16 protein-coding genes and 1 other RNA gene are annotated in these 23,094 nt (G+C 34.9%); 10 read left to right on the top strand and 7 right to left on the bottom strand.

Going from position 1 to position 23,094, the window contains the following annotated elements:
- The first annotated feature begins 105 nt into the window (after positions 1 to 105).
- Positions 106 to 2,283: a response regulator gene (locus tag J3495_RS02045; protein WP_210664895.1), complete on the top strand. Its 2,178-nt coding sequence runs from the start codon at positions 106 to 108 to the stop codon at positions 2,281 to 2,283.
- Here J3495_RS02045 and J3495_RS02040 read toward each other — a convergent pair.
- Together J3495_RS02040 and J3495_RS02035 are read right to left on the bottom strand one after the other, a co-directional pair.
- Complete coding sequence (locus tag J3495_RS02040; RefSeq protein ID WP_210664894.1) at positions 2,280 to 3,530, bottom strand: DEAD/DEAH box helicase; 1,251 nt, start codon at positions 3,528 to 3,530, stop codon at positions 2,280 to 2,282. The genes J3495_RS02045 and J3495_RS02040 overlap by 4 nt on opposite strands.
- 133 nt (positions 3,531 to 3,663) lie before the next feature.
- Entirely contained in the window at positions 3,664 to 4,701 is a 1,038-nt protein-coding gene (locus J3495_RS02035) for a formimidoylglutamase (RefSeq protein ID WP_210664893.1), read from the bottom strand.
- 96 nt (positions 4,702 to 4,797) lie between these two features.
- On the opposite strand from J3495_RS02035, the gene J3495_RS02030 reads away from it, so the two are divergent.
- Positions 4,798 to 5,676 carry a hypothetical protein gene (locus J3495_RS02030; RefSeq protein ID WP_210664892.1) on the top strand — a complete coding sequence of 293 codons (879 nt, stop codon included), beginning with the start codon at positions 4,798 to 4,800 and terminating at the stop codon, positions 5,674 to 5,676.
- Positions 5,677 to 5,729: 53 nt separating this feature from the next.
- On the opposite strand, the gene hutI is transcribed toward J3495_RS02030, so the two are convergent.
- Together hutI and J3495_RS02020 are read right to left on the bottom strand one after the other, a co-directional pair.
- The gene (hutI, locus tag J3495_RS02025) at positions 5,730 to 6,968 is read right to left on the bottom strand and encodes an imidazolonepropionase (RefSeq protein WP_210664891.1); all 1,239 of its coding nucleotides are present in this window, start codon (positions 6,966 to 6,968) and stop codon (positions 5,730 to 5,732) included.
- A gap of 5 nt (positions 6,969 to 6,973) precedes the next feature.
- Entirely contained in the window at positions 6,974 to 8,026 is a 1,053-nt protein-coding gene (locus J3495_RS02020; RefSeq protein ID WP_210664890.1) for a glutaminyl-peptide cyclotransferase, read from the bottom strand.
- 88 nt (positions 8,027 to 8,114) lie between these two features.
- Between J3495_RS02020 and ffs the strand changes: the two genes are divergently transcribed.
- The 4 genes from ffs to fsa all read left to right on the top strand — a co-directional run bounded on the left by ffs (position 8,115) and on the right by fsa (position 10,200).
- Positions 8,115 to 8,212, top strand: an RNA gene (gene ffs, locus J3495_RS02015) — signal recognition particle sRNA small type.
- A 174-nt stretch (positions 8,213 to 8,386) separates the two neighbouring features.
- Positions 8,387 to 9,190: an SDR family oxidoreductase gene (locus J3495_RS02010; RefSeq protein WP_210664889.1), complete on the top strand. Its 804-nt coding sequence runs from the start codon at positions 8,387 to 8,389 to the stop codon at positions 9,188 to 9,190.
- A gap of 4 nt (positions 9,191 to 9,194) precedes the next feature.
- A complete protein-coding gene (locus tag J3495_RS02005) occupies positions 9,195 to 9,395 on the top strand; it encodes a hypothetical protein (protein ID WP_210664888.1) in 201 nt (66 codons plus the stop codon).
- A 148-nt stretch (positions 9,396 to 9,543) separates the two neighbouring features.
- Complete coding sequence (gene fsa / locus J3495_RS02000) at positions 9,544 to 10,200, top strand: fructose-6-phosphate aldolase (protein ID WP_095383453.1); 657 nt, start codon at positions 9,544 to 9,546, stop codon at positions 10,198 to 10,200.
- 196 nt (positions 10,201 to 10,396) lie between these two features.
- Here fsa and J3495_RS01995 read toward each other — a convergent pair whose 3' ends face one another.
- The 3 genes from J3495_RS01995 to J3495_RS01985 all read right to left on the bottom strand — a co-directional run bounded on the left by J3495_RS01995 (position 10,397) and on the right by J3495_RS01985 (position 13,779).
- Positions 10,397 to 11,863, bottom strand: a complete 1,467-nt coding sequence (locus tag J3495_RS01995) for an MFS transporter (RefSeq protein WP_210664887.1) — start codon at positions 11,861 to 11,863, stop codon at positions 10,397 to 10,399.
- A gap of 172 nt (positions 11,864 to 12,035) precedes the next feature.
- A complete protein-coding gene (locus tag J3495_RS01990; protein ID WP_210664886.1) occupies positions 12,036 to 12,737 on the bottom strand; it encodes a LytR/AlgR family response regulator transcription factor in 702 nt (233 codons plus the stop codon).
- The gene (locus J3495_RS01985; RefSeq protein WP_210664885.1) at positions 12,727 to 13,779 is read right to left on the bottom strand and encodes a sensor histidine kinase; all 1,053 of its coding nucleotides are present in this window, start codon (positions 13,777 to 13,779) and stop codon (positions 12,727 to 12,729) included. The genes J3495_RS01990 and J3495_RS01985 overlap by 11 nt, the downstream gene beginning before the upstream one ends.
- Before the next feature lie 271 nt (positions 13,780 to 14,050).
- On the opposite strand from J3495_RS01985, the gene J3495_RS01980 reads away from it, so the two are divergent.
- From J3495_RS01980 to J3495_RS01965, 4 genes are all read left to right on the top strand, one after another.
- Positions 14,051 to 17,083, top strand: coding sequence for a SusC/RagA family TonB-linked outer membrane protein (locus J3495_RS01980; protein ID WP_210664884.1), 3,033 nt, complete (start codon positions 14,051 to 14,053; stop codon positions 17,081 to 17,083).
- A gap of 10 nt (positions 17,084 to 17,093) precedes the next feature.
- Positions 17,094 to 18,674, top strand: coding sequence for a RagB/SusD family nutrient uptake outer membrane protein (locus tag J3495_RS01975; RefSeq protein ID WP_210664883.1), 1,581 nt, complete (start codon positions 17,094 to 17,096; stop codon positions 18,672 to 18,674).
- Between the two features lie 110 nt (positions 18,675 to 18,784).
- Positions 18,785 to 20,722 carry a glucosamine-6-phosphate deaminase gene (gene nagB, locus J3495_RS01970; RefSeq protein WP_210664882.1) on the top strand — a complete coding sequence of 646 codons (1,938 nt, stop codon included), beginning with the start codon at positions 18,785 to 18,787 and terminating at the stop codon, positions 20,720 to 20,722.
- Positions 20,723 to 20,879: 157 nt separating this feature from the next.
- Positions 20,880 to 22,955 (top strand): beta-N-acetylhexosaminidase, encoded by a 2,076-nt coding sequence (locus J3495_RS01965; protein ID WP_210664881.1) that lies wholly within the window; start codon positions 20,880 to 20,882, stop codon positions 22,953 to 22,955.
- The last annotated feature ends 139 nt before the right edge of the window (positions 22,956 to 23,094 follow it).

The raw sequence follows: 23,094 nt of genomic DNA, 5'->3' as shown, positions 1-23,094 counted from the left end.
ACTTAAAAAAGTAAATAATAAATAAAATAGAGAAAGTTGCGTTTTGTAAATAAAATGCGACTTTTTTTATTTTAAAACGTATATTTGATCAAAAATAGCCGAATTATGCCCCCAATACGGATTGTTTTGTTTTTCCTACTATTTATGAGCTGCTGTGACAATTTTGTACTGGCTCAAACGGATGCGAATGTTTTAAGGATTTTAAAAAAGGCTGAAAATGAATTTAAAGAAGCCAATTTTGAGCAATCATTGATTACTTCCAGAGTCGCATTAAATACTTCTACCTATATAAAAAATGATTATTTAATAGCGCGTTCTTATAAAGTTATTGCTGCCAATTATAACGAATTGGTTGAGTTTGATAAAGCCATTTTTTTTTATAAAAAAGCGTTAATATACGCCAGCAAAACAGATAATGATACCATCAAAAATAAGATTTGCAATAATCTCGGAAATATGTATTGCTTTGAGAAAAAGAGCTACAGCGAAGGGATAGATTATTATAGAAAATCTATACGATATTGTCTTAAAATTAAGGATTCCAGTCAGGTTTATTTTACTACTGTAAATATTACGTGGGCTTTTTTTGATATTGCAAGTTTTACTCAGGGAAAGCGATATTTAGACTTTTTAAACAAAAATCATATAAAATTTGGTGACGATTCTACAGAAGTTATATTGAATATGCTCAACGGAATGTATTGTCGACATACAAAAGAGATTGAAAAAGCAAATGCTTACTTCTTAAAAGCGATTCAATTAGGTAAAAAAAGTACCGAAAAATCAGATTTGTCTTTTGCACATTTAGAATATTCAAAGTTTCTTTCTGATATTAAAAAATACAAAGAGGCGTATTATAATCTTCAAAAATACAATGCAATTACCGATGAATTATACAATGTCGAAAAATTAAAAAAGGCTTCTATTGCTGGTTTTAATCTCGAATTAGACGAATATAAAAGGCAAATTGATAAAATTGAGAGCGAAAAAGATTCACAATATCAAAGTCTTAGAAAATCGAGAATTATAGTCTTTTTATTTGTGTTGATTTCGTTTGTTTTTTTAATTCTGATTTTTACTTTATTCAAAAATATCAGTTTTAAGAAAAAGACCAATATTGAGCTCTTGAAGGCTAAAGAAATTGCGGAAGAAGCATCACTTTTAAAAACACAATTTATTTCGACAATAAGTCACGAACTGCGTACGCCTTTGTATGGTGTGGTTGGGATTACCAACATGCTTCTTGAGGAACACAAAGAACTCGCTCGCAGTCCGCATCTGAGTTCCCTAAAGTTTTCGGCGCGTTATTTATTGTCCTTAGTCAATGATATTCTCCAAATTAATAAAATTGAAGAAAATAAAGTCGTTCTCGAGAATCTGACTTTTAATATTTTGGATGAAATCAGTATGATTAAAAATTCACTGTCTTTTTTGTCTCAAAAAAATAATAATACTATTGCTGTAAATATCGATCCTAATATCCCGGAATACCTCATTGGTGATAAATTAAGATTGGCCCAGATTATGATCAATTTGGTTAGTAATGCCTTAAAATTTACTAAAAACGGCGAAGTCATTATTACTGCAAATCTTATTAAAGTAGAAGGGATTTATTATTTTATTAAATTTACTATCAAAGACAACGGAATTGGTATTGCCATAGAAGATCAAAGTAAAATTTTTGAAAAATTTGTGCAAGTTGGCAGGAAAGAGGAAGATTATCAAGGCACAGGATTAGGCTTGACCATTGTAAAGAGACTATTGGGACTTTTTGGAAGTTCTATCGAAATAGAAAGTGATATTGGTAAGGGAACAATGTTTACTTTTACGATTGCTTTTGAATATAATCTGGAGAAAACAAAAAAATTAATTAACGAAATACAAGTTGATTTGACATCTAATCAGGAATATAAAGTTTTGGTGGTCGAGGACAATCGCATCAATCAAATTGTGACCAAACGGATCATCGAAAATAATAATTACAGCTGCAAAGTTGTAGATGATGGTTTTGCCGCATTAGAAATCTTAGAAATAGAAGATTTTGATATCATTTTAATGGATATTAATATGCCTTTGATGAATGGATTTGAAACGACAAAAAGAATTCGTCTTAAAAACATCAAAACGCCAATCGTAGCACTTACTGCTTTTGATAAAGATGAAATAAATGATGAAGCAGTTGCATCAGGAATAAATGAAATTATTATCAAGCCATTTGAACCTGTAAAACTATTTAAAATTATAAATTGCCTAATTGTAGAAACAAAAAACGTTGGTTATTAATACCAACGTTTTTTATTTTGTTTAGAAGCATTTGATTTTCTTGACTTGTGTGCACCACCGCTTCGGTTAGAGTTTTTAGGCTGTTCAACCGTGGCTTCCGGACTTCCGGCATGCCATTGGTAAGGATGATCGCTGATGGTTTTTACATCTACTTTAATCAGTTTCTGAATGTCTTTCCAGTACGGATGCTCGTCTTTGCTACAAAACGAAATAGCAATTCCGCCATTTCCTGCACGTCCTGTTCTACCAATTCGGTGTACGTAAGTTTCTGGAATGTTAGGCAAATCAAAGTTGATTACAAAAGGCAATTGGTCAATGTCGATTCCTCTCGCAGCAATATCGGTAGCGACTAAAACGCCCACTTCTTTGTTCTTGAAAGCATCCAAAACTCGTTGTCTTGCATTTTGTGACTTATCACCGTGAATGGCTTCGGCTGGAATATCTTTTTTACGAAGTGCTTTTACCACATTATCAGCGCCATGTTTGGTTCTCGAAAAAACCAACACATTTGACAAATCTTCATTTTTTATTAAATGATAAAGTAAATTTCTTTTTTCTGTTTTTTCAACAAAATAGACACGTTGCTCTACATTTTCTGCCGTTGACGAAACTGGCGAAACTTCTACTTTTGCAGGATCCTGCAAAAACATTTCGGCTAGTTCGCGAATTGCAATCGGCATAGTAGCTGAAAACAAAAGGGTCTGGCGATTTTTTGGCGTTAATTTTACAATTTTTTTGACATCGTTTATAAAACCCATGTCCAGCATTTGATCGGCTTCGTCTAATACTAAAACGTGCAAATTATCCAAATCAAGAAAACCTTGTTTTTGTAAATCTAATAATCTTCCCGGGGTTGCGACCAAAATATCAACACCTTTTTTTAGAGTATCAACCTGAGGATTTTGAGAAACGCCTCCAAAAATAGTCAACTGAGTAAGATTGGTATATTTGGCGTAAGTATCAAAACTTTGCCCAATTTGTACCGCTAGTTCTCTGGTAGGGGTGACTACTAAAGCTCTAATGACTTTTGCTTTTTTTGATGAACCTACAATGCGGTGTAACTGATGTATGATGGGGATTGCAAAAGCTGCTGTTTTTCCGGTACCGGTTTGAGCACAGCCAATTAAATCTCTTCCTGCCAAAACGATGGGGATAGATTGTTCTTGAATTGGAGTGGGATTTAGGTAGCCTTCTTCAAATACGGCTTTTTGTATACTTTTTGAAAGTGATAAATCTTCGAATAACATATCTTAGGTATTAAGAATTTAGTTTTAAGTACTAAAATTCTTTGCAAAGATAGGTTTATTCGCGTAATCGTTTAGCCGAATATTGCTTTATTTGGTAAAAGTGTTTGTTTTCAGTTGATTATCTTTGCGTAAATTACTCTTTTTCGTTGTTTGCTTTTATAAAGTCGGTTACTAAATATCCAATTAATTTGCCAATTAAATGTTTGTTCTGTGAATCATCCAGATCGGGAGCACCTTCGCAAATATGCAAATAGGTCGCATTTTTATGTTGGGCAAAAAACGAAATAAACTGACGTAATTCTTCGATCGAAAAACCGCTGATAGTCATTGCGCTACTGGCAATGTTAGGAATGGCGTCTAAGTCAATTTCGATTCCAAAAGCATCTGTTTTGATAAATTCTAAAGCATAAAACATTTCTCTGCTAAAATCTTTTTCTTTACGGATGTTAACACTGTCGTAGGTGTTGTAACGTACACGATCTTCTATTTTTTTTATAATATCGAGGACACTTTTTGAGGTGTAGTTTTCATGTAAACCAAAAATGAAATATTTTTTTAGAAAACCTTCTTCATAAGCATAAGAAAAACCATTTCCGCTATGACGTCCTTCCAGAATTCTAAAATCTGAATGTGCATCAAAATTGATAGCATTAATCGGTTTTCCTTTGGCCAAAGCCGAACCTTTTATGTTTCCGTACGCATTATTGTGACCACCGCCTATAATGATCGGAGTTTTTCCTGCTTTGACAATGTTAAAAATAATATGCGAAACTTCTTTGTCTATTTTTTCGACCAACTGACTGAGTTTTGAGCGGTCATCAATATCATTAAAATCTAAGTTTTCGACGTCACGCATCTCCTGACTTACATTAATCTGACCTAAAACAATGATCTGGCTGCCTTTGCAAAAACGATTGTGCTGAATATTTGCAATTCCTCTGATCGCACTTTCCCAAGCAGACGCCGCACCAGGACGCCCGAAATTAGCACGTATGCCAATATCTTCAGGGATGCCCAAAAGGACATATTTAGCATCGGTCTCTTTCAGAAATTGAATGATGTCGGCTCCTTTTGGAATGACAATCATCTTTTCTCCGAATTTTATTTCGCCGCTTCGGTGATTGGTTACCCTGGCTAAGTCGTTAACAGTAAAAGGAATTAATTTCTCCATGAAAAAAAATATTGTTCAAAAATAATATAATTGCACTAACTTACGTTATAACCTTATATTAATTCTTAAATTTGTTTTAAAGAAAATTATTTAAATATGGAAAACCCAAAGAACAACAACTCAAGTCTAAAGGCAGTTATCGCTGTTTTAGCAGTCCTACTTATTGGTAGCTTAGTGTATATTTTTAAATTGTCTTCTGACACAGACGTAGTTAAGACAGAACTTACTACAACCCTAACAGAGAAAGAATCTGTTATGAAAGATTTGCAAGAATTAAAATCTACTTATGATGCAGCCATTGCAGAAAATACTTCTATGTCTGATGAATTAATTCAGGAAAGAGATAAAGTAGTAGCGCTAATGGATGATTTGAATAAATCTAAAGGTGATGTATCTAAATACAAAAACCAAGTTCAGGCGATGCAAACTAAAATGAAAACTTTGGTGGCAGAAAACGACGAATTGAAAAAACAAAACGGAGTATTAACTATTCAGAGAGATAGTACTATTGTGGTTTTAGGAGAATCTAAAAAATACAACGAAGTTTTGGTTGGTCAAAATGAGGAGTTAGCTAAAACTGTTGAAAAAGGAGCAAAATTATCTGTTTTGAATACTAAAACAATTGCTTACAAAGTAAAAAGTTCTGGTAAACAAATCGAGACTGATAAAGCAAGCCGTGCAGACGTTTTAAAAGTTAGTTTTACGATTGCTGAAAATCAAATCGCAAAATCTGGTGATAAAACATATTATGTACAAGTGATTGATAGCAAAAACAATGTTTTAGGAGATAAGAAAACAGAAAATTTTGGTGAGCAATCATTAACTTACAGTTTTAAAACAACTGTTCAGTACGAAAATAAAACAGTAAATGTTTCTGAAGATTTAATTGGTAAAGATTTTGAAAAAGGAACTTATTTTATCAATGTATTTGATAATGACGAATTGGTTTCTAAAACAAGTTTTACTTTAAAATAAGTCTAAAAAAACATGTTATTATAAAAAAGAGGAGCTTTACGGCTCCTCTTTTTTTATACTATAATTTTACCTTCTATAAAAACACTTTCGATAAGATTACTGCCAAAAGCATACGGAATTTGATAATAAGACGAAATAGGTTTTGTCAGGATCAAATTGGCTTTTTTACCTTTTGTAATGCTCCCGTGAGTCTCAGAAAGTCCCATTGCATAAGCACCGTTTAGGGTGGCAGCATTTATAGCTTCTTCGGGAGTCATCTTCATTTTGATGCAAGCCGTTGCTACTACAAAATTCATATTTCCGGAAGGAGTAGAGCCTGGATTAAAATCTGTGGCTAATGCCAGAGGCAATCCCGCTTGTATCATTTCTCGCGCAGGTGTGTAGGGAATACTTAAAAAATAAGAACACGATGGCAAGGCAACAGGCATCGTTTCGGAGTTTTTTAAAGCTTCGATATCCTCTGGATTCATAATTTCTAGGTGATCGACAGAAAGGGCTTTAAATCGAACTCCAGCCTGAATTCCGCCAATAGAATTGAACTGATTGACGTGAATTTTTGGCTTTAAGCCGAATCGAATGCCCGCAGCTATAATTTTCTGTGTTTCTTCTACAGAAAAATATCCCGTTTCGCAGAAAACATCAATATAATCGGCTAGTTGGTGTTGCGCTATTTCCGGCAACATTTTGTTGATGATTTCATCAATATAACCCGCTTTGTTCTCTTTATAATGCAACGGAAAAGCGTGTGCGCCCAAAAAAGTAGCTTTTATTGCAATAGGATAATTTTGCGCTAGTTTTTTAATCACGCGCAGCATTTTCAATTCGCCTTCAACTGTAAGACCGTAGCCCGATTTTATTTCGACCGCACCAGTTCCTAAATGTATGACTTCTTCCAATCTGAGTTTGGATTGCTCATAAAGTTCTTCTTCAGAAGTTTCGTTGAGTTTTTTAGCCGAATTTAAAATTCCGCCACCACGATTGGCGATTTCCTCGTACGTAAATCCGTTGATTCGGTCTACAAATTCCTGCTCGCGATTGCCTGCGTATACAATGTGTGTATGGCTGTCGCACCAAGAAGGCAAAACAATTCTTCCTGTGGCATCAATAACTTTATCGGCTTTGATTTTAGGAAGATTTTCCATTAAACCAAAATCTTCTATAAGATTATCTTTGAGTATTAAAAAAGCATTTTTTATGGTAGGGAGTACTGCCATTTCTGCCCCTGAAACTTTATCAATAGCAGTTTCACGAACTTGTAACAGCTCTTTTATATTGGTTATTAAAGTAATCATATTGTTTATTCTGAAACGGTGATTTCGAACATTTTATTCCAGTTTTTACCCGTTACAAAAATTGTTTTTGTTTTTGGGTTGTAAGCAATTCCGTTTAGAACATCGTCTTTAGTAACGCCGGTCATTAATTTGCGTAAGCCAGACATGTCGAGAATACCTTCAACTGCTCCTGATATTGGGTTTACCACTGCGATAGCGTCTTTTTGCCACACATTTACATAAAATTTTCCGTTAATTAATTCTAATTCATTAATGGCTTTTATTTTTGATTCTCCTGAATAAACATTGATATAATCGATCAACTTCTGAGTGTTTGGATCCATTTTCCAGATTTTTTCAGTTCCGTCAGAGCGATAAATAAACTTTCCGTCATTGGTCATTCCCCAACCTTCTATCTTTTTATCATAATTAAAAGTTTTTTCAAGTTTTAGGGTTTTTGCATCATAAATAAAACCTTTGTTCTCTTGCCATGTCAATTGGTACAGTTTACCGTTTACAATCGTAATGCCTTCGCCAAAATATTGTTGGTCAAGATCAACTTGTTTGAAGACTTTGCCTGTTTTGTAATCGTATTTTCTTATGTAAGAACTTCCTTTTTGTCCTGTGCTTTCATACAAAGTATCGTTGTGGAATTCTAAACCTTCGTTGAATGATGCAATGTCATGAGGATAAGTATTGATTACTTTGTATTTTAATAATTTTGGAGTCACATTTGAAACCAATTCGATTCTTTTGGTGGCAATAGAGGAATCTGCTCCAAAATAAACAGTTGCTTTGAGGTATTGATAGCCTAATTTTTGGTCTTTTAATTCGAATTTGAATTTCTCAGTACCTTTTGTACTTCCTGCTCTTTTATCGTTTATGGTGTACGCAATACTGTCAATTTCTTTCGATTTTGGGTTTAAAATACCTATCGAAACTGCTTCTGACGATAAAAAATGGGCTGGAAAAGCCGAATCATCGATCGTAAATAGAGAATTTTCACCTTTTTTTGTGTCCCCACATCCAATTAATGTGATTCCTAATAAAATGACAGTTAGGAAGTTATAATTTTTCATAGTTTAAAATTTGAATAAGCCAATATACGACGATATTTTTATAGCAACAAAGCTCTTGCAAAAATATAAAAAGATTGTATATTTGCACCGGCAAGTCCTACACGACCAGCTCCTGCAGACTCCCCCAGGATGGGAACATAGCAAGGGTACGTGGTTGAGCGGTGCGATGTAGGTCGCTTGCCATTTTTTATTTTATCGAAATTCTTTTATCAGAATTATTACAAAACTAGTCTTCCTTATGGAGGATTTTTTTATTTTTGGGCTTGTCGTAACTGAGAAGTTTTTACCTATAGCATCAAATCTGATTACAGACAATCATATTTAACTTATCACATATAACATTTAACATCTAACCAAGCAATGAATAAAGTTGTTTTAATTACCGGAGGATCGTCAGGAATTGGAAAGTCTATTGGAGAATTTTTGCATAAAAAAGGTTTCGTTGTGTACGGAACGAGCAGAAATCCTGAAAAAGTATTAAATTCTATTTTTCCGCTTGTGGCGTTAGATGTTCGAAATGCCGAATCTATAAAGGCTGCGGTGGCCAATATTATCAAAACTTCTGGACGACTGGATGTGGTCATAAATAATGCTGGTGTGGGAATTACAGGACCTTTGGAAGAGATTCCGATGGAGGAAATCAAGAATAATTTTGAAACCAATTTCTTTGGGCCGATTGAAGTGATGAAAGCAGTTTTGCCACAAATGCGTGAGCAAAAATCGGGTCTGATTATTAATATCACCTCAATTGCGGCTTACATGGGTTTGCCGTACAGAAGTGTGTATTCGGCATCAAAAGGGGCTTTGGAGTTGGTTACCGAAGCGTTGCGAATGGAAGTGAAGCAATTTGGTATTGAAATTACCAACATCGCACCAGGAGATTTTGCGACCAATATTGCTTCGGGGCGTTTTCATGCGCCTGTGATTAAAGGTTCGGCTTACGAAAAAGTATATGGAGATACGCTTGCAGCAATGAATGAGCATGTTGACGCAGGAAGCAATCCTAACGAAATGGCCGAAGCCGTGTACCAAATTGTACAGCAAAAATCGCCTAAAATACATTATAAAGTGGGCGCTTTTATGCAAAAGTTTTCGATTGTTTTGAAACGTGCGCTTCCCGACAAAGTGTATGAAAAGATGCTAATGAACCATTATAAATTATAAAATCATGGAAAATATTAATGAGTTTATACCTGTAGCAATTGGTATTTTGTTTCTTGTTGCGTTTTGGATCATTATTCGAAGACTACTCAAATCGATAAGTGACCGGATAAATAATGCAGAACTTTATAGAGAAGATACTCTTAATGTTCTCGAAGAAATTAGGGATGAGCTAAAAGAATTGAACAAAAACAATTCTCTTAAATAATTATAAGTTGTAATTTTGCAACGAAATTTGCGTGAGGGATTGGAGTGGAAATCCTTTTGTTTTTTTCTTTAAAAAACAAAAGATTGCAACAGAAAGCCCGACCCTTGTGGTCACGCCCAAAATACGAACACAATTAAATAGATATAATATGAAGTTTTTTATTGACACAGCTAATTTAGCTCAGATTAAAGAAGCACAAGCTTTAGGTGTTTTAGATGGTGTAACGACCAATCCGTCGTTGATGGCGAAGGAAGGAATTACCGGAAAAAACAATATTTTGAAGCATTATGTAGACATTTGCAATCTGGTTGAAGGCGATGTAAGTGCTGAGGTAAATGCGCTGGATTATGACGGAATGATTAAGGAAGGTGAGGAATTGGCCGAATTGCACGAGCAAATCGTTGTAAAATTGCCTATGACCAAAGAGGGTGTTATGGCTGCAAAATATTTTTCTGATAAAGGTATCAAAACCAACGTAACGCTTGTATTCTCTGCTGGCCAGGCTTTGTTGGCTGCTAAAGCGGGTGCAACGTATGTGTCGCCATTTATTGGTCGTTTGGATGATGTTTCTACTGATGGTCTGAACCTGATTCAGGAGATTAGAGAGATTTATGATAATTACGGATATGAGACTCAAATTTTGGCAGCTTCTGTGCGCCACACGATGCACATTGTAAACTGTGCAAAAATTGGTGCTGATGTAATGACAGGTCCTCTTTCTGCTATTTACGGATTGTTGAAACACCCATTGACAGATATTGGATTGGCGCAGTTTGTTGCTGATTTTGAGAAAGGAAATAAGTAGTGGTTAGTACTTAGTGATTAGTAAATAGTGAAAAGTGACTTGTAGGTAGAATTAATTTTCTGATAAAAAGAATTAAGTATACACCTCAGACCCTTAGTAACTTAGCAAAATATCTCACTTCTTACATAAAACATTTCACATAAAAAAAAATCCATCTACGTTTGCAGATGGAATTTTTTTATGGTTGAAAAGAATATTAGTGACCTCCGCCTTCGCTTTGGATATAACTAATGCCTTGTTTTTTTAATATTTTAGGGCAGTAAAATCCGTAGAAACCTAAATAAGCAAAACCTAAAAGTGGCACAACATAAGAGAAATGTGTCCAGGTAATACCAAATATACCTTCGGGATTTGTAACATCGATATCGCAAATACTTCCCTGAATTAAAGGAATAACTCCACCTCCTAAAATCATCATGATTAAGAATGAAGACGCTTTTCCAGTGTTTTTGCCTAAACCAGCGATCGCCAAATCAAAGATAGAGGGCCACATGATCGATAAGAATAAACCTCCTGAGATAAAGAAGAATTTAGCAATTTCCGGACTCGGACAAACTAATCCTGCCAACATCATGATCAAACCTGATATTCCGAAAAGCATTAAAGTTTTACCGGCATTTTTACCTCCAACAAAACTTATAGCAATAAACAATAAGATCCAGATTGGGTAAATATAAAAAGACGAAACATCATGTGCAGCAAAAATGTTAGCACCAATAATTACTCCAAATGCCAAAGCTGGAACAATAAATTTTAATGCTGTATTGACTAAGTTGGATGTGTTAAAAACGTTTACACCACCATTCCAGCGTCCGATCATTAAACTTCCCCAATATAGGGCAATAAATGGAGCAATTGCATCTTCCAGAACATTACCAAATTCGGCAGTGTGAAGTAAAGCGGGTAAATTACTGATGATGGTTACCTCTGTTCCAACATAGATAAAAATAGCTAACATTCCTAAGTATAGTTGAGGATAGTCTGAAATATTAAATTTTTCGTGCGCTACTTTTACAACTACTTCTTCTTTTACAGGATCTTCAATTTTAGACAAATACATAAAAATGGCTACCAGAATAAAGGCAAGTCCAAGAATGATAAAAGGCAATTTGATATCTTCTAATGAAAGAGAAGTGTTTTTGTTGTCTCCCATTCCAAATAAAGCAATTCCTAGTAAAATAGCTCCGATGGTGGTTCCAAAAGAGTTAACACCACCAGCCAAGGTAAGACGGTGAGCTCCTGTTGAGGCACTTCCCATTTTAATAGCCAAAGGGTTGGCAACGATTTGCTGGATAGAAAATCCTAAACCTACTGTAAATAAAGCGGTTAAAAAGAACGGAAAACTTTCCATTGTAGCTGCTGGAACAAACAAAAACGAACCCACAGCAGAAAGAAGTAATCCGGCAGATAGTGTTTTTTTGTATCCAAATTTTTGTAAAACATCTATTTTAAGAGATATTAAAAAGAAAATTATTGATCCTACAAAGTAAGCTGCATAAAATGCCCAAGCCACTAGTTGTGATTGTACTTGCGATAAAGTAAATACTTTTTTGAAAACTGGAATTAGGATATCATTGGCAGACCCAACAAAACCCCAAAAGAAGAAGACGATTATCAACGAGATAAATTGTCCCCATTTGGTCTGTACATTTTCTGAACTCATAATGTGTTAAGGTTAATTTTTAATTTAATGTTTTTTGAAGACCGTAAATATATTTGTTACAATTATCAAAAAAAAATAAAACAACACAAATAATGTTAAATTTAAACCAACAGCACATATTATTCAACAATGTGTTAGTTATTAGGGTTTTAAAATGCAGAAAATGTTGCGGTTATTCTAATATCTTGTTTTTGACTTCTTTACTGTAATTTCGGCCAATCGGAATGGTGTAAGATAAAATCTGGATGCGATTGCCTTCTATAGATTTTACTTTGTTGAGTGCAATAACGTATGATTTATGAATGCGGATAAAACGCTCAGCAGGCAATTCTTCTGATAATGAAGTTAATGATTTGTGGGTGATGTACGTTTTATCGGGCGTGACCACTTTTATGTATTCCTTCATTCCTTCGACAAACAAGATTTCCTCCATATTGATTTTCATCATTTTTTTATCTACCTTAATAAAAATATGCGAATCTCCTTTGCTGGTTTCAACTTTGATATTATTCTTTAAATTGTATTCTGTGGTAATTTTATGGATGCATTTTATAAATCTTGGCAGCGGAATAGGCTTTACTAAGTAATCTAAAACATCCAAATCATAACTTTCTGCGGCAAATTCTCTAAAGGCAGTCGTGATAACTACTTTGGTTTTGCTCTCGATTAAACTGATTAATTCAAAACCCGTCATCATTGGCATATTGATGTCAAGAAACACAACATCTACAGGTGTTGTGTTTATAAAATCCAGAGCTTCTAACGGGTTATAAAATGTGCCCACAACCTCAAAATCTACAAAATTAGCAAGGTAATTTTGTATCACTTTGATCGCCAAAGGCTCATCATCAACCAACAGACATTTAATCTTCATTATAAATGGGTATTTGCAAACGGATTATATAGTAATTAAACTTTGTTTTGTGCTCTAAGCCAAAATTGTTTTTGTAAATTAATTTTAACCTCTTTTTGGTATTGTGTAATCCGATACCTCCTTTTTGATTCTTTTTTTGCGAAATTACAAAGTTATTGATGATTTCAAAGTCGAGGATTTTGTTATTAATAACTTTGCAGTTAATTTTTATTTTCAAATCCTGATTATTAAAACCACCGTGTTTAAAGGCATTTTCTACCAGTGAGATAAAAATTAAAGGCGGAACTTTAACATCTTCGATATTCGATTCGAGATTTACTGCAACTTCAACATACTCAAAACGAAGCTTTTCGATTTCGATATAATTCTGAATATACTCTATTTCTTTCACCAACGGAACAAATTTAGTCGATTTTATGTCGTACAAAACATATTCCATTAGCCGTGATAATTTTAGAATAACGTCTGGAACTTTATTGGATGATTCTAAAGACAACGCATATAAATTATTTAAAGTATTGAAGAAAAAATGAGGCTGAATCTGATTTTCAAGATATTTTAGTTTGATTTTGAATTGATTCTCGCGCAACGACCTGTTTCGTTCTCTTTCGCGCAACCATGTCAAGGTTAAATAAACCGACGAAGCCATCGCGAGAACGTACAATTCTCCTATGCAAACTGCCAGAATGTGATTGATATCAAAAGGATGGTATTCGCGATTGGCTTCGGGCCAAATATTTTCTGAAATGACATAATAGGTAAGCGCGGTTTTTATCAAATATACTCCGAACAAACTCAACAATAAAGCAATCGTGTAGGGTATGTATTTTTGTTTTAATACAAGTCGGGGAACCAGAACAAAAAGGTTAAAATACACGAGCGGAATATGTAGTGAAAATTCGATCAGATTTGATTGGAAAGAATAGGTGTAGTCGTTAAAGTAAGCGCCCCATCTCAAAAAATTAAGAGTAAAATAAATACCCCAGAACCAAATATGATTTTGAAGTTTAATATCAAACTTTACTTTCTGAATTTCACTCACTTTATAATAATGAATAGGTTATTGTTAATTGTTGTTGCTGAAAAATATTTTGCAACTTTAAACAATTAGTTAGTAAAAACACAATTTTTTTAAATAAAATTTTATTATTATTCTAAAAAGATGTAGTATTTCTGACTGAAAACGTTTTCGTGTAACGTATTATTGATTGTTTTGTGTCGTTGGTTTAAAGTTTAAAGCAGTTTGTATAAATTATTTTTTTTAACAATACCTTAAGAATAAATTTACACCATAACTAACAAAATAAATCAACATGAAAAAAATTTTCTTAATCTTTATGATTGCCTTTACAACGCAAGTTTCGCTTGCTCAGGTAAAGAATATCAAAGGTGTGATTACAGATTCTGATGGGATGCCGTTACCAGGGGCATCTGTTGCTGTGCAAGGAGGTCAAAAAGGTACAAGTACCGATTTTGACGGTTTGTACACCATTGAAGTACAAAAAGGACAGACTTTAGTTTTTAGCTATGTAGGTCTTGAGACGCAAAACATAGTGGTAGGAGATGAAACTACAATAAATGTAAAAATGCAACAAGGTGCTTCTAATGCATTAACTGAAGTTGTCGTAACTTCATTAGGTATCAAGAAAACCAGAAAATCTTTAACTTATGCTGCTCAGGAGCTGAAAGGCGAAGAATTGACTCGTGTAAAAGATGCCAACCTTATCAACACTATCGCAGGTAAAATTGCGGGTGTTGCCGTAACCAAAAGCGCGGGTGGTACAGGTGGTTCTACAAAGGTTGTTATTCGTGGAAACTCTTCTGTTTCTAATAATCAGCCTTTATATGTTATTGATGGTATTCCTTTATATAATGGTGGTTCGGGACAACCAAATGATAGTTTCGGTAGTACATCTACAGGAAACCGTGACGGAGGAGACGTTGTTTCTTTAATCAATCCTGATGATTACGAAGGGATGACTGTATTAAAGGGTGCAGCTGCATCTGTATTATATGGTAGCCAAGGTGCTAATGGAGTTATTTTATTATCTTCTAAAAAAGCCAAAGCGGGTAAACCAGTACTTTCGGCTTCATCAGTAACTACTTTTGAGTCAGCTGCGTATTTGCCGGAATTCCAAACAGATTATATTGCTGCTCCGGGAGCTGATGAATCTTGGGGTGTTGCAGGAAAATCAAAAGACCATGTAAAAGATTTCTTCGAAACGGGAACTACTCAAATTACCTCTCTTGGTTATTCTACTTCTGCAGAAAATTCTACTACCTCTTTTACCTATTCTAATACATCTGGATCGGGGATTATGCCGGGCAATAGTATTAAGAAAAATAACTTTGGTGTGCGTCAGACCGCTAAGTTCTTTGAGGATAAACTTAGTTTTACGGCAAGTGCAAATTATACTTCTCAAACGATAATCAATAAACCTGTGAGTGGTTTTTATTTCAATCCTTTAACAGGAGTGTATTTGATGCCAAGAGGAAATGATTTTAATTTCTATAAAGATAATTATGAAGTTTTTGATCCAAACAGAAATTTAATGGCTCAAAACTGGATGACAAACAGAGATATTATGCAAAACCCATATTGGGCAATTAACAGAAATAAATCTGAAGACAAAAACAACTTTTTTAATGGTGCATTAGCATTGACATATAAAGCAAATAAATGGTTAAGTATTGCTGGTAGATATAGCTATAACAGGATAGAAAGTGATTTTGATAAAAAAATCTATGCTACTACACAAGGTACGATATCTCATGAAAACGGTCGTTATTATGTAGAAAATACGTTAAGTACACAGCGTTATGCCGACTTGATAGCTACTATTAACACTAACTTTAGCGAAAATTTTACTTTTAATGCAAATATTGGTACCAGTATCAACAATACATTAGGAAATCAAAAGACTATTCTTGATTCAGGAATTGGCGCTGGATTAAAATATGCTAACTGGTTTACATTGCAAAATTTCAATAATAACTCTGGTAACTATCAAACAATTGATGCCAAAAGAGAAATTCAATCGGTATTTGCCGCTACAACTTTTGGATACAAAGAAATGCTGTATCTAGATATTGCAGCAAGAAATGATTGGTCTTCAACTTTATCAAACACAAAAAATGCTGGATATTTTTATCCATCTGTTGGTGTAACAGCTATCATTAGCGAAATGACGACACTTCCGGAGTTTATTAATTTTGGTAAAGTTCGTGCGACTTATGCTCAGGTGGGTAATGATGTTAATGCATTTGTAACGGTTCCAACTTACTATTATACCCCTGGTGTTACAGATCCAAAACCAAAAGTTGCACCAAAGGAAGGAACTTCATTGCGACCTGAGTTAAAATCTGAGTATGAAGTAGGTACAGAATGGAGAATGTTTAATAACAGATTTGGATTTGAATTATCTTATTATAATTCAGAAACTAAAAACCAATATTTACAGGTTGTAGCGCCAAAAGGAAACTCGCAAGGAGTTGATTTTTATGGTATCAATGCAGGTAGCATAGAGAATAAAGGTTTTGAAGCAGTTGTTACAGCAGGTATTTTCAGAGGAGAAAAATTCTCTTGGGATTCAAGCATTAATTTCTCTCAAAACAAAAATAAAGTAAAAGAAATCCCTACTGAATTAGGAGGTAGAGTTAATCTTACTGAGGCGGGTGTAAACAGTTACAGATACGCTTTAATTGAAGGTAAGCCATTTGGTGTTATAGAAGGTATAAACATCAAAAAAGATGCTCAGGGAAGAATGTTGTTGAATGATGATGGTACTATTCAAAAAACTGATTTTGAAGAAGTTGGTAATTCTAATCCTGATTTTATGTTAGGTTTTTCTAACTCATTCAAAGTAGGTTCGTTCTTTGCAAATGTATTAATTGATGGTCGTTTTGGTGGTGACGTAATGAGTTTAACACAGGCTCAAAATGATTCTTTTGGTGTTTCTAAAGCTACAGGAGATGCAAGAAATGCGGGCGGAGTACCAATTAATGCTGTAAGAGCCAGCGATGGAACACCAGTTTCAAACATGGATGCGCAACTTTACTACACTCTGGTAGGTGGTAGAGCAGGAATTACAGGAGAATATGTGTACAAAGCAACCAACGTAAGTGTAAGAGAGATTTCTATTGGCTATAATTTTAACCCAAAAAATTTACCTTTTATCCAAACAGCAAATGTTTCTTTAATTGCCAGAAACTTATTCTTCCTTTACAAAGATGCACCGTTTGATCCAAATATTGCATTGAGTACGGGTGAGGGTTTACAAGGTGTTGATATTTACGGATTACCATCTACAAGAAGTATAGGTCTTAATTTAAATGTAACATTCTAATTTTAAACACATGAAATTAAATACGATAAAAAGAACAGCAATCTGTATTTCGCTACTTACAGCAGTAGGTTGTACAGGTGATTTTGAAGATATTAATACAAATCCCAATGGGATTACTCCCGAACTGTTTGAACAAGATTTTAATCATATTAAAGGAGGATTTGCTCCGATGTTTAACAATATTCAGGTTCTGACACCAGAATGGGTATACCAATTACAACAGGGCTTAAATAGTGATATTTGGTCAGGTTATATGGCAACTCCAACCGGTTTTGCAGGAGGTATAAACAATACAACTTACTCATTAGTTGATGGTTGGAATGGATTTATTTGGGATTATGCGTATAGTAACGTAATGTTTAATGCATACGATATTGCACAAAAATCGAAAGGTAAATACGATCAGTTTTATGCATTGTCACTGATACTAAAAGTGGAAGGTATGCACCGATTAACAGATACTTTCGGTCCTATTATTTATTCTAAATTTGGAACTACAGATGCAACGATAGAATATGATTCTCAGCAAGAAGTGTACACGCAAATGTTTGCCGAATTAGATTTTGCAGTTGCCGAATTAACCAAAAGAGTAGATGCTGGCGAGGCTACAAGTTTTGCCACAACTGATTTGTCTGGATACAAAGGAGATTATAAAGCATGGGTAAAATTTGCCAATACCTTACGTTTAAGGTTAGCAATGCGTATTGTAAAAGTAAATCCTGCCTTGGCAAAAACGGAAGCTGAAAAAGCTGTGGCTCAAAAATTTGGTGTTTTTACTGCCAATGCTGATTTATTCAAAATTGTATCTCCAGTCTATAATAATCCAATTTCTACCATTAGTGGTGCTTGGTTAGATATTCGCATGTCTGCCGATATGGAGTCTATTTTAACAGGTTATAGTGATCCCCGAATTGCTACTTATTTTGATACTTCGACTCAATTTCCGGGGCAGTACAAAGGAGTACGCACAGGTATTGATATTGCAGCCAAATCAGATCATCAGGATTTTTCGGGTGTTGGTGCTGTTATTAAATCCAAAGAAATTGTTCTTATGACAACTGCCGAAGCTTATTTCCTAAGAGCAGAGGGAGCCTTGAGAGGATGGAACATGGGAAGTGATGCCAAATCATTATACGAAGCAGGTATAACGGCTTCATTTGAGCAAAGAGGAGCTTCTGGTGCAGCCGCTTATATTGCAGATAATGTAAAATTACCTACAGCTTATGTAGACCCTAATTTTCCTGTAAATAATTCTCCGGCAGTAAACAATGTTACTATTGCATGGGATGCCGCTGCAACTAACGAAGTAAAACTGCAAAAAATCATTACTCAAAAATGGATCGCAGGTTTCCCTGAAGGACAAGAAGCTTGGTCTGATTACAGAAGAACTGGATATCCTAAACTTTTCCCTGTAATTAAAAATTACAGTGGAGGTACCATTACAACTGAGTTTGGGGTAAGAAGAATAAATTTTGTACAATCTGAGAAAGCCGGTAATTCAGGAGGCGTTGCTTCTGGTGTTGCTAAATTAGGAGGTGCAGACAACGGAGGAACACGACTTTGGTGGGATACTACTGGTCCTAACTTCTAGAAAAATAAAAAAAAAGAGAATATTAAGTTTGGTTAGTAAATAGCATAGGTAATGAAAATTAGCTATGCTATTTCAAAAACCAAAGCGATAATTACTTCAAAAAGAAAAAAATGAAAAGTGCTTTAGAAATAAAACCTGATATTAGTTATAAAAGTGCGGGAAAATTTGAAGAGACTAGATTTGAAAAAATTCACAACGAAATCTTCAAAAATTCGGCTGAAGCTTCAGTTATTGTAGCACAAGAAATCGCTCAGCTAATTCGATCAAAACAAGAAAAAGGAAAAACTTGCGTATTGGGTTTAGCAACAGGCTCTTCTCCTATAAAAGTATACGAAGAATTGGTGAGAATGCACAGACAGGAAGGCTTGAGTTTTAGCAATGTGATTACTTTTAATTTGGATGAATATTATCCGATGAACAGAGAGAATAATCAGAGTTATCACTATTTCATGCACCAACATCTTTTTAATCATATTGATATTAATCCGAACAATATTAATATTCCGGATGGTACTGTAGCAATTGATGAATTGAATCAATATTGCATCGACTACGAGATGAATATTAAAAATGTCGGAGGCCTTGATTTTCAGTTATTAGGTATCGGACGTACAGGTCACGTTGGTTTCAACGAACCGGGATCGCACATCAACTCGGGAACGCGCATTATTACACTCGATCATATTACACGAGTAGATGCTTCATCTGATTTTAATGGTATCGATAATGTTCCAAAAAGAGCAATTACCATGGGAGTTTCTACTATTATGAGATCCAAAAGGATCGTATTAATGGCTTGGGGACAAAACAAAGCCGATATCATCAAACGAACCATTCAGGGTGATATTAGTTCTGAAGTTCCTGCTACATTTTTACAAAATCATTCTAATGCCACTTTTGTTTTAGACCAATCTGCTGCTTCAGAACTAACCCGTTTTAAAACGCCTTGGCTCGTTGGAGAGTGTATTTGGACACAAGAATTAAAAAGTAAAGCGATTGTTTGGTTGTGCCAAAAAACAAAACAATCTATCTTAAAATTGACAGATCGTGATTATAACAATAACGGTATGTCTGATCTTTTGGCGCAAGAAGGTTCTGCTTATGATTTGAATATCAATATGTTTAATGTATTGCAGCATACTATTACAGGATGGCCCGGAGGGAAACCAAATACAGATGATTCTCACCGACCAGAAAGAGCCAATCCTGCCAAAAAAAGAGTCATTCTTTTTAGTCCACACCCAGATGATGATGTCATTTCTATGGGTGGAACTTTTTCAAAATTGATAAAACAAGGACATGATGTACACGTGGTATATCAAACCTCTGGAAATATAGCGGTTACAGATGATGAAGCACTAAAGTTTGCTGAAGTCTGCAACGATTTTGTGGGTGATAATGATTGTAAAATTAATTTTAAATCGGTCATTCAATTTTTGAATAACAAATCTGAAAATCAAATAGATTCTTTGGAAGTTCGAAAATTAAAAGGACTTATCCGCAGAAGAGAGTCGTATGCCGCAACAAGATACATCGGATTAAAAGATGAAAATACTCATTTCTTGGATCTTCCTTTTTACGAAACAGGACAGGTCAAGAAAAATCCGCTTGGCGCAGAAGATATTGCGATCGTAAAAGATATTATTGCTCAAATAAAACCGCATCAGGTGTTTGCTGCTGGTGATCTCGCCGATCCACACGGAACGCATGAAGTTTGTCTCAATGCTATTTTTGCCGCCATGGCCGAGCTAAAACCGCAACCCTACATGGATGATTGCTGGTTATGGCTCTACAGAGGCGCTTGGCACGAGTGGGATATTCACGAAATTGATATGGCGGTGCCACTTTCTCCATCAGAAGTATTACTCAAACGTCATGCTATTTTGTACCATCAATCTCAGAAAGACAGGGTGATGTTTCAAGGAAATGACTCCAGAGAATTTTGGGTTAGGGCAGAGGATCGCAATAAAAATACAGCCGTTTTGTATGACGATTTAGGTCTTGCAGAATATGAAGCGATCGAAGCTTTTAAGCGTTTTGATTACTAAAAGGTTTCTTTAAGATTCGGTTTAAAGGGAGTCAAATTACAAAATTCAGATAGCTGTCAAGCGAAAGTGAGGTTTAGTAGAGGTCGTCTGAGTTTTGTTGATTTTCCTTATTTATTATGGTTGTTTTCGGAGAACCACTTTTCAAAAAAAAATTAAAATGAAATATTTATTAGTCCTACTATTTGCGGGTTTAACAACTGTTGCTCAAACAAAAAAAGAGCAGCTAAATCTTATGCCCTGGCCTCAAAACGTTGTTTTAAATGATGGTAATTTTACTTTGGAAAAAAATTTTAAAGTAAACATTACCGGAAATCCTAACTCTAGGATTTTTGGGGGAGTTACTCGTTTTTTGCGTAGGTTAGATGGTAGAACAGGAATGTTTTTTGAACAGGGTTTTATTTCAAAATTAAATGAATTTCCTTCGGCTTCTTTGCAAATTAATTGTGATAAGAACGGAAAAATTGGTTTGTACGAAGACGAAAGTTACCACTTAGAGATCAAACAAAATAAAATTATACTTAACGCCACTAGCGATTTAGGGGCTTTGCACGGTCTTGAAACGTTATTACAATTGTTACAAAATAATGCTACTTCTTTTTATTTTCCGAATTCTCAAATTTCAGATTTTCCCAGATTTACATGGAGAGGTTTGATGATTGATGTCGCAAGACATTTTCAGCCGGTGGATGTGATTAAGAGAAATATAGACGGATTGGCAGCGATGAAAATGAATGTTTTTCATTGGCATTTGGTTGATGATCAAGGTTGGAGAATCGAAACGCCAAAACATCCAAAGCTGATAGAATTGGCCTCAGATGGAATGTATTATACGCAAGAAGAAATAAAAAACATCGTAAAATATGCAGATGAGCGTGGTATTTTGGTAGTACCAGAAATAGATGTTCCGGGTCACGGATCGGCAATCTTAACGGCTTATCCCGAAATAGGAAGTAAAGTAATGACGCTCACGGGCGGAACTTCAGAAAAAAATATTCAGGGAACGGCAATCGTAACCTATGGAATTGAAAGAAATGCTGGTATTTTTTCGCCAACATTAGATCCTTCAAATCCTAAAACATACCAGCTATTAAGCGAACTATTTGATGAGGTTTGTCCTTTGTTTCCCGGTGCTTACTTTCATATAGGAGGAGACGAGAATGAAGGAAAAGATTGGGATGCGAACCCGAAAATTCAAGAGTTTAAAAAGAAGCACAAATTGGCTACAAATCACGAATTGCAGACTTATTTTACGATGCAGCTGGTGCCGATGCTCAAAAAACATGGAAAACAATTAATGGGTTGGGAAGAAATCATGACAAAAGACATGACAAAAGACGCTATTATTCATTCTTGGAAAGGCGCTAACGAAGGAGTTCCAACGCGTCAATCCTTAATAAATGCCGTAAAAAATGGTTATGAAACTGTTTTATCAAACGGATATTATATCGATTTGGTACTGGGTGTCGAAAGCCATTATCTCAACGATCCGATGCCGGCAGGAGTATCATTATCTACCGAGGAAAAGGCCAGAATATTAGGAGGCGAGGCAACTATGTGGACAGAATTGGTAACACGAACAACCATAGATTCAAGACTATGGCCAAGGACAGCAGCGATTGCCGAGAGACTTTGGTCTGCCGAAGAAATTAAGGATGTTGCCAATATGCGCAAACGTCTCGAAACAGTTTCTTTTCGATTAGAAGAATTAGGATTGACTCACATTCGAAATAAAGCAGTTATCCTTAGAAATATTGTAAACAATCAAAACATAAAAGCACTTGATGAGTTTTCAAATGTTTGCGAACCCTTAAAAGGATATTCGAGAAATAAAGACGGAACAGAATATCAAATGTATTCTCCATTTACTCTTTTTGCCGATGCATGCACACCGGATGCCCCGGATGTGATTCCTTTTGATGAAGCGGTCAATCAGTATTTAGCAACTCAATCTCCCGAAAACAAAGCAAAAGTCGTTGCTTTTTTAAGCAAATGGGTGGTTATAAATAAAGAACTTATTCAGTTGAGTGAAAATGCCCCACTGATGCAACCTATTTTGCCTTTGGCTAAAAAATTAAGTGATGCATCAGAGCAATTGTTACTTTTTTTAGATAATAAACAGACATTAAAAATAACAGATTTAAAAAATTTAATCGAAGCCTGTAATACAAAAGATCACGCAGATGTAGAGTTGGCGGTATATACAAGCTTGAAGAAATTGATAGAGAAAGTTTAATTTGAGTTAGTATTCAATAGTTTTAGTTGCCATGTTTTTTTAGGAAAAGTTATTTCTGTCGGAATTTCTGGCAGGGATAATCATGGCGAAAAATCGATTGAAATACTCTTTAAAAGCATAAAAAAAATAACCAAAAAAT

The sequence above is a fragment of the Flavobacterium geliluteum genome (assembly GCF_017948595.1).
GTDB lineage: Bacteria > Bacteroidota > Bacteroidia > Flavobacteriales > Flavobacteriaceae > Flavobacterium > Flavobacterium flavipigmentatum.
The sequence above is the reverse complement of the archived record's forward strand: the minus strand, read 5'-3'. Positions and strand labels throughout refer to the sequence as shown.